This is a genomic window from Desulfoscipio geothermicus DSM 3669, from assembly GCF_900115975.1.
In the GTDB taxonomy this organism is placed as follows: domain Bacteria; phylum Bacillota; class Desulfotomaculia; order Desulfotomaculales; family Desulfallaceae; genus Desulfoscipio; species Desulfoscipio geothermicus.
Window position 1 is genome coordinate 55,458 of the sequence record NZ_FOYM01000008.1, and the last position, 14,432, is coordinate 69,889.

At 53.0% G+C, this 14,432-nt stretch carries 14 protein-coding genes and 1 riboswitch; all 14 genes read right to left on the bottom strand.

The features are described 5' to 3' along the window. Nucleotides 1-10: 10 nt before the first annotated feature. The 14 genes from pilM (BM299_RS06365) to pilM (BM299_RS06435) all read right to left on the bottom strand — a co-directional run bounded on the left by pilM (BM299_RS06365) (nt 11) and on the right by pilM (BM299_RS06435) (nt 14,429). A complete protein-coding gene (gene pilM / locus BM299_RS06365) occupies nt 11-1,024 on the bottom strand; it encodes a type IV pilus biogenesis protein PilM (RefSeq protein WP_092482636.1) in 1,014 nt (337 codons plus the stop codon). A gap of 153 nt (nt 1,025-1,177) precedes the next feature. Further along, nucleotides 1,178-2,398 (bottom strand): type II secretion system F family protein, encoded by a 1,221-nt coding sequence (locus tag BM299_RS06370; protein WP_092482637.1) that lies wholly within the window; start codon nt 2,396-2,398, stop codon nt 1,178-1,180. A gap of 22 nt (nt 2,399-2,420) precedes the next feature. Next, nucleotides 2,421-4,103 (bottom strand): ATPase, T2SS/T4P/T4SS family, encoded by a 1,683-nt coding sequence (locus BM299_RS06375; RefSeq protein WP_092482702.1) that lies wholly within the window; start codon nt 4,101-4,103, stop codon nt 2,421-2,423. A 6-nt stretch (nt 4,104-4,109) separates the two neighbouring features. After that, nucleotides 4,110-4,616 carry a competence type IV pilus major pilin ComGC gene (locus BM299_RS06380; protein WP_245779674.1) on the bottom strand — a complete coding sequence of 169 codons (507 nt, stop codon included), beginning with the start codon at nt 4,614-4,616 and terminating at the stop codon, nt 4,110-4,112. A gap of 36 nt (nt 4,617-4,652) precedes the next feature. Then, on the bottom strand, nt 4,653-5,414 hold the full coding sequence (locus BM299_RS06385; RefSeq protein ID WP_207545137.1) for a prepilin peptidase: 762 nt from the start codon (nt 5,412-5,414) through the stop codon (nt 4,653-4,655). Between the two features lie 96 nt (nt 5,415-5,510). Continuing rightward, nucleotides 5,511-5,599: riboswitch (cyclic di-GMP riboswitch) on the bottom strand. Between the two features lie 194 nt (nt 5,600-5,793). Next, the gene (locus tag BM299_RS06390) at nt 5,794-6,393 is read right to left on the bottom strand and encodes a pilus assembly PilX N-terminal domain-containing protein (RefSeq protein ID WP_092482638.1); all 600 of its coding nucleotides are present in this window, start codon (nt 6,391-6,393) and stop codon (nt 5,794-5,796) included. Nucleotides 6,394-6,404: 11 nt separating this feature from the next. After that, the gene (locus tag BM299_RS06395) at nt 6,405-6,977 is read right to left on the bottom strand and encodes a type II secretion system protein (protein WP_092482639.1); all 573 of its coding nucleotides are present in this window, start codon (nt 6,975-6,977) and stop codon (nt 6,405-6,407) included. A gap of 20 nt (nt 6,978-6,997) precedes the next feature. Continuing rightward, nucleotides 6,998-8,119: a type IV pilus modification PilV family protein gene (locus BM299_RS06400; RefSeq protein WP_092482640.1), complete on the bottom strand. Its 1,122-nt coding sequence runs from the start codon at nt 8,117-8,119 to the stop codon at nt 6,998-7,000. A gap of 418 nt (nt 8,120-8,537) precedes the next feature. Further along, nucleotides 8,538-9,932 (bottom strand): TldD/PmbA family protein, encoded by a 1,395-nt coding sequence (locus BM299_RS06410; protein WP_092482642.1) that lies wholly within the window; start codon nt 9,930-9,932, stop codon nt 8,538-8,540. Nucleotides 9,933-10,007: 75 nt separating this feature from the next. Beyond that, a complete protein-coding gene (locus BM299_RS06415; protein ID WP_092482643.1) occupies nt 10,008-11,138 on the bottom strand; it encodes an HD-GYP domain-containing protein in 1,131 nt (376 codons plus the stop codon). A gap of 27 nt (nt 11,139-11,165) precedes the next feature. Further along, nucleotides 11,166-11,582 (bottom strand): copper amine oxidase N-terminal domain-containing protein, encoded by a 417-nt coding sequence (locus tag BM299_RS06420; protein ID WP_165608206.1) that lies wholly within the window; start codon nt 11,580-11,582, stop codon nt 11,166-11,168. A gap of 86 nt (nt 11,583-11,668) precedes the next feature. After that, nucleotides 11,669-12,616, bottom strand: coding sequence for a type IV pilus inner membrane component PilO (locus BM299_RS06425; protein WP_092482645.1), 948 nt, complete (start codon nt 12,614-12,616; stop codon nt 11,669-11,671). Next, nucleotides 12,591-13,352: a PilN domain-containing protein gene (locus tag BM299_RS06430; RefSeq protein WP_092482646.1), complete on the bottom strand. Its 762-nt coding sequence runs from the start codon at nt 13,350-13,352 to the stop codon at nt 12,591-12,593. The genes BM299_RS06425 and BM299_RS06430 overlap by 26 nt, the downstream gene beginning before the upstream one ends. Further along, nucleotides 13,353-14,429, bottom strand: coding sequence for a type IV pilus assembly protein PilM (pilM, locus tag BM299_RS06435; protein WP_092482647.1), 1,077 nt, complete (start codon nt 14,427-14,429; stop codon nt 13,353-13,355). Nucleotides 14,430-14,432 lie beyond the last annotated feature (3 nt).

Consider the following 14,432-nt stretch of genomic DNA (forward strand, 5'->3'; position numbering starts at 1 on the left):
ACCCCGCTGTTTAAGCTCCCATAACCCTTGAGCCGGAAGATAATTCCATGCCGGGGCTTACCGGGACGGAAGCGGTCGGCCGGAATTTGCACTCTCTCATCATCAAACCCAAATTGCCGGCATAAACCGCCGCCAGTTCATGAAAATTATTCGCTTTACCTTTAAAACTGAAATCCCCCGCCTGTGACAAGCTAACAGTGATGGGTATGGACCCGATCAACTCTTCCATTTCATCTATACCCGGCAGCACGGCCAGCTCGCCCAGGATAGTAATATTATCCACAGTCTTGCCAAAGTTACGGGAAGAAAAATAATCCAGGTAACCGCGCATCTCCCCGGCCAGCACGGACAGGTCGTTTTCTCCGGCCGGTTTTACCGCAAAGGGTATGTCCGCGTAAACAAATAATGTTTTCCCCTTAAATACGGCCAGACTGGTGCCGTCGGAGCCCCCGTCCAGCACCATGATATCCCGGTTGGCCAGGTGGCCGAACAACCTGTGCAGCATATTGGGCAGCACATCAAACACCACCGGCCTCAAACCCGCCTGCTCCAGCAAGCTATAGCATCGTTCAGCCTGGTCATGGCTTACCGCCGCCACCATCAAGTCCAAAAACTCGCTGCCGTCTTCCTCAATTTCATCCAAAACTTTGTAATCAAAAGCGTAATCTTCCGGGCTGACAGGCAGGTAATCATTGATATTCAGTTTCATCATGTTGTCCAGGTCCCCGGGCGACATCTTCGGCACCCTGACATTCCGGGTAATGACCCCGGTATGGCCGAGGCCCGCAATCACTCTTTTGGCTTTCATTCCACTTTCCGCCAGAAAATCCTCCAGCCTGGCCGCATTTTCGGCAATCAACCGGCTGTCCGCATGCGGTCCGAGGTGCCCCGGCAAAATCACGGAGCCGAATTTATCCACGGTAAAGTTCAAGTTTTCGTCCATGGTTTTTCCCTGCACCACCCGGACAACTTCACCGCGGATATCAATGAATAATGTGGAAAATAAATCAGCTTTTAGCAACATAGCATATTATACATCCCATTTTAGTATTATGTACAAGAGCAATTTCAGCGGCGTGAATGTATAGTATAGTTAGGGTGAATCAGGTTACAATAAATTTCAACATAATTCTTTTAAAAACCTGCTTCTAACTCGCTAATAACGTGTATTTTCTAATTAACGCTTGATGTGGCTGACCATGTCCAGCATGGGCAGCATTACGGAAATTATTATCGTGCTGACAATGCTGCCGATAACCACCAGCATCATGGGTTCGACCATGGCCAGCAGCTTGGTGAAGCCGGCATCGGATTCCTGGTCGTAGTATTCAGCCATTTCTTCCAGCACTTTCTCCAGTTCACCGGTTTCTTCCCCGATGGAAAACATTTGAATGGCCAGGTTGTCGAAATACCCGGCCCTGGCCAGGTTGGCCGCCAGGGATTCTCCCCTTTGCAGGCCTTCGGCCGCATAGTCCACAGCCTGCTCCGCCAGGGCATTGTTCAGGTTTTGTTTGATATATTCCAGCCCCTGCAGCAGGGGCAAGCCGCTCTTGATCAATATATGCGCGGTGCGGGCAAAACGCATGGTGGCCACGCACCGCAGGGTTTTGCCCAGCATGGGAATGCGCAGGATGATTCTATCCCGCGCCAGGCGGCCCCGGGGTGTTTGAAAATGCATGCCCAAAAAAACTGCCAGCCCCCCCAGGATAGTAAAAATCAGAAAAAAATACCGGGTGCTGAATTCCGATATGCCGATCACAATTCTGGTCAACAGCGGCAGTTGGCCGCCGCTTTCCGTAATCAGCGTCACCAGCTGCGGCAGCAAAAAATTAAAGAAGAAAACAATTAAACCCACCGCCATAACAGCCATGATGGCGGGGTAAATGGAAGCTGTCCTGATTTTTTGCTTGATGCGGTGTTCCTTTTCGTAAAAAACAGACATACTGCGCAGCACCGCATCCAGAGTGCCGCTGGCCTCACCGGTGGCCACCATGCCGGCGAGCAGCCGGGGCATCAGGGAAACCCGGTCCTCCATTACTTCGGAGATGGTGCGGCCCTTTTGCACTTCCCGATAAATACGGTCTATCTCGGACGCCAACCGCTTATCCGGCGTTTGCTGTGCCAGTATTTCCAGGCCCCTGAGCACATTGACCCCCGACATGACAATAACCGATAATTGCCGGCAGAATTGACTGAGGGCTTCGCCGCTGATTTCCCTTTTCAGCCTGAAAGACGGCAAAGCAAGGGCTCCCAATCCACCCCCACTCTGTTTTATTTCCACAGGCAGCAAGCCTTCATTTTTCAAAGTTTGCCGTACGGCCGGTACATTGTCGCCGCTCAGAGAACCGGCAACCATTTCGCCCCGGGGATCCACGGCCCGGTAGCTGAATTCCGGCATAACCGTCCCTCCCTGCTGTCAGTTAAGTCGTATAGGTTACCCTGAGCATTTCCTCCAGGGTGGTTATCCCGTCCAAAACCTTCCGCCGGGCATCCTCCCACAGCGGGACCATGCCGTGTTTTACAGCGACATCCCGCAGCTCTTCCGCAGAAGCTTTCTTATCTATCAATAAACGGTGTTCCTTGTCGACTTCCATGATTTCAAATATACCGGTCCGCCCCCTGTAGCCGGTTTGGTGGCAGTAGTCACAACCCCTGCCCCGCGCGAGCAGCAAAGGTTTTTCCGGGACACAGCGCAGGATGTTTTTTTCCCTTTCCCCGGCTTCATACCGCTCGCGGCATTCAGGGCATATTTTGCGCACCAGGCGCTGGGCCACCACCCCGACAAGGGAAGATGAGAGCAGGAAGGGTTCCACGCCCATATCGACCAGCCGGGCCACCGCCCCGGGCGCGTCATTGGTATGCAAGGTGCTGAGCACCAGGTGGCCGGTTAAAGCGGCCCGCGCCGCGATCTCCGCCGTCTCGGAATCGCGGATTTCCCCCACCATGACTATATCCGGGTCCTGGCGCAAAATGGCCCGCAGTCCCGCGGCAAAGGTCAGCCCCGCCCGGATATTGATCTGGGTCTGGTTGATGCCCCGCATGTCCAATTCCACCGGGTCTTCCAGGGTAATGATGTTCTTTTCATCATCATTCAGCTCGGCCAGCATGGCATACAAAGTGGTGGTTTTGCCGCTGCCGGTGGGGCCGGTGACCAGAATGATCCCGTAGGGTTTGCCGACCAGCCGGTTGAACCTGTCAATATCGCCGGAACCCAAGCCCAGGTTTTCTTTTTCCACCAAAAAACCGGCCCGGTCCAGGATGCGCATGACTATCTTTTCGCCGTAGGTGGTGGGCATGGTGGACACCCGCAGGTCGATGTCCCGGTGATCCACCTGAATCATGATGCGCCCGTCCTGGGGCACCCGCCGTTCGGAAATATTCAACCCGGCCATCACCTTGACCCGGCTGGTGACGGCCCCGTGGACTTTTACGCCGGTGGCCAGCGATTCCCGCAGAACCCCGTCCACCCGGATGCGCACCCGCATGCGGTCTTGCTCGGGCTCAATGTGCACGTCGCTGGCCCCGCTGCGCACCGCGTTTTCCACGATGGAATTGACCATGCGCACAATGGGCGCGGCGTTGATGTCCAGGCCGGCATCGTCCAGGCCTTCCGGCACGCCGCCCTGGGCCTGGATAAAATCACTGGCGGCCCTGGCCGCCGATGCCTGGCTGAACACCCGGTCGATGCTGGCGACGATATCTTCCCGGGTGGCCAAAAGGGGAATAACGGGCATCTGCACCAGCAGGCGCACGTCCTGGATGGCCACCTGGTCCAGCGGGTCCCGCATAGCCAGATGCAGGCGGCCCTGGGCCACCTGCACCGGGATGACGACATGCCGCCGGGCCAGGTTCTCGGGAATCAACCGGGCCGTCTTGGGGTCCACCGCCGTTTGTTTGAGGTTGATACTCTCGATGCCCAGCTGTTCCTCCAACACCCGGGTCAGGTCCTGCTGGGTGATATAGCCGTCCTCCAGCAGTATTTCACCCAGCCGCTGGCCGGTGGTGCGCTGCCGGGCCAGCGCCTCATTTAATTGTTCTTCAGTTAACGCACCGGCGGCCACAAGAATTTCACCAAGGCGTTTACGTTGATTAGTTTTCAACATCATACCTTATTCAACAGTTTTTACAAATTGATTTGAAGCTGCTTTGCCGTCTTTATCAATGTAAAAAATCTCCGCTTTTATCTTACCGTTATCTTCACTCAAGGCACAAACAGTAGCCCCAGCTACGCCTGAATAAGTACCGGTCCAAGCTGAATACGCTCCATTAAAAATAACAACCGCAGGCTGCCCGGTGGTACTGCCATTTCCTATTACTGCATCTTTTTTGTTTGAAAAGGGGTTGGTTAAATTACCATTTAGTTTTGCTTTAAGATCGGTATTCAAATAACCATTGTTGCTAGCATGCCATATTGTACTTGAATTATATTTTACTATCATTGAATTAACAGTGGCTTCCACCATGCGTACATTAGCTTCCAAGCCTGTTTCTTTGGCGCTGTCCTTCATAAACCCCATTTTGGGCACCAGCACCGCCGCCAGAATACCGATCACCGCAATAACCATCATCAACTCAACCAGGGTGAAACCCTTCCGATTCTTGAAATACTTCCTCAAAACATTCTCCTCCTCAATATTATAAAATCGCACTACCTAACCCATACCAACCACCGCCATGTACCACGCCAGCAGCTCTCGCCCCCATATTGCCGCCACCGCCCCGCCCAGCGCCAGGAACGGTCCGAAGGGTAACGCGTCTTTGCGGCCCTTGCGCCCGGCGGCCAGTAATAACACGCCGGCCAGCCCGCCGGCCAGAAATGCCAGGAACAGCGCCACCAGCACTCCCTGCCAGCCCAGGTACAGCCCCATTACCGCGCTCAACTTGATGTCGCCGCCGCCCATCCCTCCTTTGGAAAGTACTGCAATTAAAAACATAATTATTCCGGCCGTAAGGAAACCAATGATGCCGGATATTAAATAATCAATTGATTGCCAGAGTACTAAAGGTAACCCCAAAACTGTTCCAGTTATCAATAAACCATCGGGAATAATCCGGTGGTGTAAATCAATTACGGACACCACCGCCAATATTGAAAAAAATACCCAAAACAGCAATGTCGCCGGGGCATAGCCAAACTTATAAAAAACCAGCAAGTACAGCAGTCCGGTAACAAACTCCACCAGCGGGTACTGCGGCGAAAACCCCGCGCCGCAGTAGCGGCAGCGCCCGCGCAAGAATATATAACTGAGCACCGGCACCATATCAAAAAAACTTAATTTATGGCCGCAGGAATAACAATAGGAGGAACCGGTTACCACCGAATTGCCTTCCGGAATCCGGTAAATGCAGACGTTTAAAAAACTGCCGATACACGTCCCCAGAACAAAAACAAATACATCATCCATATATATCATGGTTTTTCTCCAGTTATGCCATCAATGCATTAAAGACAAAAAAATCCAAACACTAAATACATTACTTAGGTTTGGAAAGTGCTGATTGGATTTACCTAAGGCAGCCCGGCTACCATGGTATATTACTACCTGCAGGCCCGTGGCTTTGCGTCCCTCCCTTTCGGGAAAGTTTGCCTTTTATAGTATTATTAACTTATTTTACGGTATATAGTGTAAATTAAGTTTTGGATTTTGTCTATACTTTCCGGCTTAATAGCTGATAATTATCTGAAATAATTATTCTTTCTACAACTAATCGGGTTGTTATCATAAAAACTTTAGATTTCCAGGAAGATATTAAAGACAATTAATTAAATAATTGAAATCCAATTCAATAATCTTACCATTCCCCTTCTCCTTTGTATTCATAAACCGCCCCGTGCCGGCAAAACCTTAATCTCAATTGATATGGATAAACTTCCCCCCTGTACGTTGCTTCAATATTTATAGTTAAGGTACCGTAAGCTCTTGCCGACTCATCATCATAATCATGCAGATAACCGTTACTATCACACCCGGAAAAACCAGTGTATTGAATGGAAATATCGTTTGTGCCCAGCGCATCTCTAAATTTTTTTTCCATGTCGTATCTGGGGTTTCCGGCACTGTCAGTGCCGTTATCCAGTTTATATTGGAAACTGTTTGCATAATCACCGGGATTGTTGATATTAACTTTAATATTTTCCGTGGAGGTGGTAAAGGTCACATAGGTATTATCATCATGCAAATCGTTGATGAACTCGATAAATGTGTTGATTGCCTGGTCAGCCGCGGCCTCGGCAATGTAATAAGCCTGTTTGCGATCGGTATAGTCGTTGGTCATCAAACGCTCCTGAATGACCATGTTGAACAACAGCGATAAGATAATTAAAATTACCGACATAATGATCATTAACGTAAGCAAAGCAATGCCCCGGGTATCTTTAAGCATGCCGATCATGGATACCCCCCTCAAGAATCCAAATCCACCAACTGCCGGCCGGTTCTCAGTTTGGAATTCAGCAGCAGTCCAGGGGCGTCGGGTTCTTCGGTGTTAACGGCATAAATCTTTATGTCTATGACCGCTGTGTTTTCCGGGTCCGGTGAAATAACAAATTCTTTGATGCCGCCGGCTACAATATTCCCGTCCCGGCTTTTTATCCGGCCGATTTGTTTTGCCGCATCATACAAATAATAATATTTATAACCGCTGACATCCGATGTGTTTTTATTAAAGTTAATCAACGGGTCTTTAAATTGATTTTCGGGGTCCGGTTCATCATTGGGGTCGTCCAGGGCCCTGATGCCGATAACTGTGCCGCTGTCGATCAGCAAATGATTGTATTGCTGCAGTAAATTTTCAACCCGGTTCATGGCAATCCTGGCCTGTAGATATGATTCGTGCTCGTCATTACGCCGGTCCATAAACTTAAAATTAAAGCCCAAAAAATTATAAATAATACTGAAAAAAATCCCCAGGATGCCGGTAACCAGCATTAGTTCTATAAGAGTAAAACCACGGGAGTTTTGCAAATGTTTTATCATTTGTATCGCTCCATTTTCCGTCAGTGCATACTGCAATCATCCTCACCGCCGGCAGCAGAGGGAATCTGAAAAGTGGAGTTGGTTGAACCGGCAGTCTCGTCATACAAGCCCAAATAATAGTCCAGACTCGGGTCAAAGTAAGGCGCGGGAAATACTTTCTCAAAAACAGGATCGGGCTGCTGCAAAACACCATCAGCAAAATAACCGAATTGTAATGTTAATGTCCCGTCCACCGCGCCTACAGCGCGCAAATAATACTTTTCGTTATCATCAGGGTATAAGTCTTCAGACCTCAAAATCAAACCTGTGTTATATGGAAATGTATCGGTATCTTGATTAACGCCGTTTTTTACAAAATTCAAATATATTACCGGATGGTGATTTCTATTGTTTTCCCCGCCGTTGGTCATATAAAAAACATACCTGTCGGTGCCGTTTTTAAAGGTCAGCCCGGTACCCGTGTTGTTTTGGGAAATATTATGGTAAACTGAATAGGTAGTAAAATCAAAAATATTGAATTCTTTTTTATAATACAGGTAATTGGTCTGGTCTTCTAGTCCGCTACCGGTACCACCCCTGTGTTTTCTGAAAATCCCGTCATCCGTTACGCCCCAGTTATGCTCACTGTAGGGGTCGCCGTCATCGTCCACCCAGTTGCCCGGTTTATACGGGTCCGTAGGTGCCAGCGGGTTCAATACAACAATATCGGGTTCTACTTCGGGAGGTTCCCAGCCTGCCAAAATGTAAGTGTCCGGGTCACCGGGGTCGGGCAATGACCCGGCAGGTCCCACAATTACCTTGTAAATTGTATCGGGAGCAGGATTATATGGCTCACCAGTTATCAGAGGCTCGTAATCAACATAATATTTTTGCTCCGGTATAGATAAAACAGTTTCATCCTCTCCGGTGGTATAATCTTTATCACCGCTTACCGTTGCATAGTTGCCGCCCTTTATCTTTTCTATTTCGGCCCGGGCCATTTCCGCCATGCGCACCCGGTCCAAGGTATCAGCGTCATACCTGCTGACAAAACTATACACTTGACTGCAGGTAACTAAAAACAGCCCCAATACCGCTATGGCCATCATCAGTTCCACCAGCGTCATGCCTTTGCTGTTCAAGTAACTTTTAACCGGGTGCAAAGGTTAATCTCCTTTCAGCTTTTGTATTAAAACGGCTTGGATATGTTGTTTATATAATGTACAGGCTAGTTGGCTACCTGACTAATGCCTGTACGAAATCAACAACAGCATTACACAGGCAAAATATGCGAGTAAAACAACTCGTCCAAGTTTGGGGGCATGCAGGTGAAGGATAGGAATCAAAGGCCAGGCAATATATGAAATTACTAAAAAATATATAATAAAGTGATCCATAAGACATTTATCAAGAAAAAGGGGACAGGCACCTTTTTCGCGTATGCTTTCTTGGCAATAAAAACTTTTTTACCGCTAGTTGCGCTGTTCCTCAAAGCCTTCGCCGCCTTGATAGGTGCCAGGTGTTGAAATGTTGAAAATCGAAGATTTTTCAACATTTCAACACCTGGCACCTTTTCTGCCGCTATTCCTCTCCATGTGCCGTGCCGCCGACGGTTAGGGCCCGGATCAAAAGCGTGGGCTGGGCGTCGCTGACCGGCACGCCCTGGCCGTCTTTGCCGCAGGTGCCGATGGTGAACCCCAGGTCCGAGCCCACCTTCTCCACCACCCGCAGCACTTCGGGGCCGTTGCCGGTTAAAGTGGCGCCGCGCACCATGGGGCCTACTTGCCCGTCCCTGATCAGGTAGCCCTCGGCCACGTCAAATACAAAGTCGCCGGTGGTGGTGTTCACCTGCCCGCCGCCCATTTTTTTGACCAGCAGCCCGCTGCCCGCGCTGCGGATGATTTCCCGCGGGTCGTCCCTGCCCGGGGCGATGTAAGTGTTGGCCATGCGGGGGATCGGTTTGTGCTGGTAGGATTCCCGGCGCCCGTGGCCGTTGGGTTCCACCCCTTCTTTTTTGGCGGTCACCCGGTCGTACAGGTAATCCTTTAAAATGCCGTTTTCTATCAGCACCACCTTGCGGGCGGGCACGCCCTCGTCGTCGAAACTGTAGGAACCGTAACGATCCTGCATGGTGGCGTCATCAATTACAGTGACATTTTCCGCTGCCACTTGCTGGCCTTTTTTTCCAGCATAAACGGACAGCCCCTTTTGCACCAGGTCGGCCTCCAGGCCGTGACCGCAGGCCTCGTGCACCATGGTGCCGCCGGCCTCGCCGGCCAGCACCACCGGCATCCGGCCCGCCGGCGCCGGGCGGGCCGCCAGCATCCGCACCGCCCGCCGGGCGGCGGCGGCTCCGATTTCCTCCGGCTTATCGCGCTCCAGCAGTTCAAAGCCGCTGTGACTGCCCGCGGCTTCGTATCCCGTCTGGATCACTTCACCCTCGGCCGCCACGGCCTGGACCATCAGCCGGGTGCGCACCCGCTCATCCTCCACGTAGTCGCCCTCGCTGTTGGCGATGATAATCTTTTGCACCACGTCGCCGTAGCCCACCATGACCTGCTTGATTTTCTCCCGGTCTACCGACCGGGCCGCTTCATCCGCCGCCTTTACCGCCCGCACTTTCTGTTCGGTAGTCACCGCATCCGGGCGCTGCCGGATGGCAAATAATACCTGCGGCTGCAGGCGGCGCAATTCCAGGTTGATGTCGTTTTTGCCGCCGCCGGCGTGGCTGACAATGCGCGCGGCTTCCAGCAGGCCGTCCCGGCCCAGGTCGTTGGTGTAAGCGTACGCGGTGGAATCGCCGGAAACCACCCGGATACCGGCGCCCGCTTCAATGCCCGAGTGGATGCGTTCTATTTTGCCCCCCTCGCAGCCGATGCCGGTTATTTTCTTGTGTTCTACGAATATATCGGCAAAATCACCGCCGTTCTTCAGCGCTTCCTGTAAAACCTCTTTCAGCAATGCCTGTTCTACCAATTTCAACACCACCTGATTATGCTTTTTCACTTTCCCCAAAGTAGTATTTTCCAGTTTGCTTGTTTTTATAATATGTTATAAATGCAAAAGAATATCTCTGATTTTCTCAGGCTCGCTGCGGACAATCCGGGCGAAAATATGCGCCAGTTCCGGGTCGAATTGCGTCCCGGCATGCTTTATGAGTTCTTCCGCGGCCTGGTGAAAACTGAGAGCCACCCGGTACGGCCGCTCCGAGGTCATGGCGTCAAATGCGTCGGCCACCGCGATAATTCGCGCCACCCGCGGTATATCTTCCCCTTTCAGCCCGGCGGGATAACCGGTACCGTCGTAACGCTCGTGGTGGTAAAGGGTGCCCGCCCAGACCTGCCGCAACATGGGCTTGGGCTCCATTTGATAAATGATTTTGGCTCCGATGGCCGGGTGGCGCTTCATCAGGCGCCAGCCCTTTTCGTCCAGCGGCCCCAGGGCGTTGAGCACTCTGTCGGGCAGGTTGATTTTGCCGATGTCATGGAACAGCGCCGCCCTTTCAACAGTCTCCAGGTCTTCCCCTTCCAGGCCGAGCTTTTCGGCCAGCAGCACGCTGTAACGGCTGACCTTGTAAGAATGGTTTATGGTGTAGGGCGTGCGGGCGTCCACCGCGGCATTGATGGACTTGATGACGGACGGGAGCAATTTCGACTGGTATGTATAAAGCCGGCTGTTGTGAATAATGGTGCCGGCCTGGTCGGCCACGGCCATGCACAAACGCAGGTCATTTTGATGGAACAGTTCCCCGGTTTTTTTATTGATTAACTGGAGCGAACCCATTACCCGGCCTTCCTTGGCGATCAGGGGGACCACCAGCATGGAACGGGTGACAAAACCGGTATCGCTGTCAAACCTGCCGGCCCACCTTGCATCCTTGGTGACGTCCTCCACCAGGACCGGCTGCCTGGTCTCGATAACCTGCCCGGCCAGCCCTTCACCGCGCTTCAGTTTGAGGCCCCGCAGGGAGTCAGCCTTGGGCCCCCGCGCCACCAGGGGGATCACGGCGTCCCGCTCGTCCGTCAAAAGCCAAAGTGTGCCGGCCTCGGCGCCGAAAAGGTTCATTACCTGGTCAAGAACAATAGTAATGGCCTCTTCCAGGTCAAGGGTGGAATGCAATACCGAGGTAATGTTCAGCAGGGCTTCCAGTTCGTCAATCCTGGACTTGTCAGACTTAGCCATGACCAACTTCTCCTTGTATCGGGAACATTATTTATCATTAAAATCCAAGGCCTGCGATTGGCCGTCCCAGTTCACCCGGCATATGGCGGCCCGCTGGAAAAAAGCCAGCGGCACGTAGCTTTTATTATTCTCCGCCACAGCGGGAAAACGCATGGCGGTGGCTCTGCCGTTTATTTCAAACCGGCGCTGGTGCAGGGGAAGTTTAATGAAAACAGTGCCCCGCCCCAGTAAGACCGTCTTGCTCTGATTGTCAAAGCCGACCTGCCAGCCCAGGGCTTCCAAAACCGGCCGAACCGGCACCGGAACCTGTCCGGGGTCCCCACCCGAAAATGTCACCGTGCCCAGACCGGCGCCGTTGACCAGCAAGTCGTAGTCCGCCGCCATGGCCCCGGAGGGCATGCAAAACAGCATCGCCAGCATTATAACAGGTAATAATGATTTCATAACGGCCTCCCGGTCACTTATTGTTAAATAATTAAGCAGCTTTATTATTGGTGTCCGCGCCATTTGCGTTTCGCACCAGCCCCGGTTTAACTGCCCTCTCCGGGCGGCACGGTTGGTTCACTTTCGGACTGCAAAGCCTGCCCGGTTTCCGAAGGAACGATTACCCCGGGTTCACCGGTCATCATATCCGGCACCGGCTTGTTACTTTCTATTAAAGCCTCAAAAAACTTGTCCCAGAACCCGGGCGGCATGGCGGTAACTCCCCCGGGGACAGTTTCTGCCGGAAGCGGCACGGTTTCCGGGCCTGTCGTTTCCGGGCCGCCGCCTGCCGGCACCGGTGGCAGGGATGCGCCGGGATAGGGCGCTACCCGCTCGGGGATGGCAAAGGGGTCGGGCCTGCCAACCCGCCAGGCCATGATTTTTTCCTGCGCCAGGTACAGCCGTCCCTCGGGGGTAGGGTCCGAATAGATCAGCAGGTCGCTCGCACACTGCACTTTTCCCGGTGTGGGCAGTCCGCCGGTTGGTGAGCTTTCCCCTGCGGCATTCCCCGCATCATCAGCTTTAATGTCCATGGTGCGTATTTCCACCAGGTTGGGCAATTTTTCAATTTCATTCAACAGCGTCAGGACATTTGTGTAGTTTCCCTTCAGTCCCAGTTTCACGGGTAATACCAGGTAACTTTCCCGGTCAACAATCCCGGCCGGTTCCAGGTTGCTGACGGTGACCTGCAGGTCGGCCGCTTTCAGGCCAATTAAAACCATGGCCGAACCCTGCCTGAACTCGGTATCAAACAATGGGGTGTAATCGGCCAGTTGTTCCCTGACAGCTGCGGCTTTCTTGGTTTCCATCTTTTTGGCGCGCAAAGTCAACTCGGCCTTCTGCAGTTCGGCCTGTTTTACCGCCAGTTGCCCGGTGACCAAGGCATAGGCGTCCAGCTGGGGCTTCAGCAAAAAATAATAGAAGCCCGCCAGTAAAATGATAATCCCCAAAACCATCAACATGGCTTTTTCACGGGAGCTCAGGTTTTGCCACATCTTGTTGCACCTCCCGCAACTGCGCTTCGATAGTGAACGCCTGCCCCGCCTCGTCCCCGGTGTTTTCGTACACCTTGATCACATTTACGCTTTGAAAGTAGGGTAGCCGGGCCAGGTTGTGTACCAGCACCCCCACGGAAGCCGGTGTATACGATACGCCCTGCAGCACCAGCACGTTGGGCGGGGGTGGGGGCGCCGTTGTGTCTTTCTGACCTTGGACCGGCCGGTTAGCCGGTTGGGATGGTTTCTGCCCGTTGCCGGTCCCCGGTGCGCCCGCCGGCGTTTTTGGCGCCTCCCCGGTCGAATCTTCCGCCGTTTTGGCCAGCATACCCGGCGGAGAGGCAAACCCGCCCGGGGGCGCGTATTCCTCCCGGTTTTCCACGGTGATACCGGTAAGCCATGTATCCACCGGCAGGTTATAGGCTATGTCTTCCAGCATGGGGGTGAAGGTGAACCGGTTATCGATAATGGTTTGAAATGCCTTGACCTGCTTCTCCCCCGCCAGTCGTTCCTTTCTTATTTGTTCGACCTCGGCCACCTGCGGCGCGATCTGCTGCAGGCGCGCTTCAATGCGGTTGATTTCACTGCGGGCGCCGTAAAGCTGAAAAAGAAACACGCCGTAGCCGCCCACCAGCCCGGTTATTAAAAAGGTTAAGCCAAGAAACACGGCTGTTTTTTTGACATCAATGTTTAGTTTTCTCTGCAGTTTGGGGGGCAAGAGGTTTATCTCGTACAATCAAAGCACCTCCCGCAGGGCGAGGCCGTAGGCCACCGCCAGGGACGGGTCAAAGGCATACTCGCCGGTTGCAGCAAAATTAATGCTGGAAGCTTGTATTACCTGGGCCGGCAGGTTCAGGGCGTCGCCCATGAACACGTCAAAACCACGCAGTTTGCAGGTTCCGCCGCAAAGAATTATTTTATCCACCGGCCGGGTATTGTCCATGGCGGTATAAAACTCCAGGGAGCGGCGTATTTCCTTAACCAGCTCGCCCAGGCCGTCCCGCAGGGAAAGGTCCAACTGCATTTGGGCGGCGTCCGCCCCTGCCAGTTCGTCCTCGTTTAAAATAAGCGCGTCTTCCTCTTTCATGGTCTGCGCCTGTGCAAAATCAACCCCGTACATATCGGCCATCGACCTGGTTAACAGGTTGCCGCCCACCGGCAAAGTGCGGGTGAATTTCAATTTACCCGCCAGGGTTACCACCAGGTTGGTCCGTTCCGCCCCGATGTCCAGGATGGCCGCTACGCTGTCCTCTGCAGCGCTGATTTCATGCCGGTACAGCCGCCACAGGGCGATGGCGGGCAAATCCAGGGCCGTCAGCATCAGGCCGAAGCGGTGCAATAAAGCGTGGTACTGGTAGGTTAAAGCCAGGGGCGCCGCGGCGAAAAGAATTTCCAGTTGCTTGTTTCCCTCCACCTCTTCTTCCCCCAGCACGATATGCTGTACCACCAGTTCGTCCAGCGGAACCGGCATCACTTTTTCCGCTTCAAGCAGGACCGCCTTGTTTAATTCCCTGGGCGACATCTGCGGCAGACTGATATGCCGGGTTACAACCTTATCCCCGCCGATGGCGGAAATAATCTCTGTTCCCGCCAACCCGTGCTGTCCCACCATTTCTTCCAGAATGCCGGACAGCGCCTCTTCGTTGAGCATGTCGCCGAATATACCCGGCGGGGTAGGGTAACGGGCCACTGTCACGGGTTCCGGCATTGACAAGTCCGGGTCCAGGGAAACAAATTTAATCTCCCTTTCGCCGATATCCAGGGCCGCGCAGGAAATTTTGCGGGGGATGAGTTTTTTAAGTAGTTTTTTCATTAG

What these genes read in the sequence shown, in the direction of transcription:
- pilM (WP_092482647.1), bottom strand. Translation starts at nt 14,429, where the DNA reads ATGAAAAAACTACTTAAAAAACTCATCCCCCGCAAAATTTCCTGCGCG.
- BM299_RS06370 (WP_092482637.1), bottom strand. Translation starts at nt 2,398, where the DNA reads ATGCCGGAATTCAGCTACCGGGCCGTGGATCCCCGGGGCGAAATGGTT.
- BM299_RS06395 (WP_092482639.1), bottom strand. Translation starts at nt 6,977, where the DNA reads ATGATAAAACATTTGCAAAACTCCCGTGGTTTTACTCTTATAGAACTA.
- BM299_RS06425 (WP_092482645.1), bottom strand. Translation starts at nt 12,616, where the DNA reads ATGTGGCAAAACCTGAGCTCCCGTGAAAAAGCCATGTTGATGGTTTTG.
- BM299_RS06375 (WP_092482702.1), bottom strand. Translation starts at nt 4,103, where the DNA reads ATGTTGAAAACTAATCAACGTAAACGCCTTGGTGAAATTCTTGTGGCC.
- BM299_RS06390 (WP_092482638.1), bottom strand. Translation starts at nt 6,393, where the DNA reads ATGATCGGCATGCTTAAAGATACCCGGGGCATTGCTTTGCTTACGTTA.
- BM299_RS06385 (WP_207545137.1), bottom strand. Translation starts at nt 5,414, where the DNA reads ATGATATATATGGATGATGTATTTGTTTTTGTTCTGGGGACGTGTATC.
- pilM (WP_092482636.1), bottom strand. Translation starts at nt 1,024, where the DNA reads ATGTTGCTAAAAGCTGATTTATTTTCCACATTATTCATTGATATCCGC.
- BM299_RS06420 (WP_165608206.1), bottom strand. Translation starts at nt 11,582, where the DNA reads ATGAAATCATTATTACCTGTTATAATGCTGGCGATGCTGTTTTGCATG.
- BM299_RS06415 (WP_092482643.1), bottom strand. Translation starts at nt 11,138, where the DNA reads ATGGCTAAGTCTGACAAGTCCAGGATTGACGAACTGGAAGCCCTGCTG.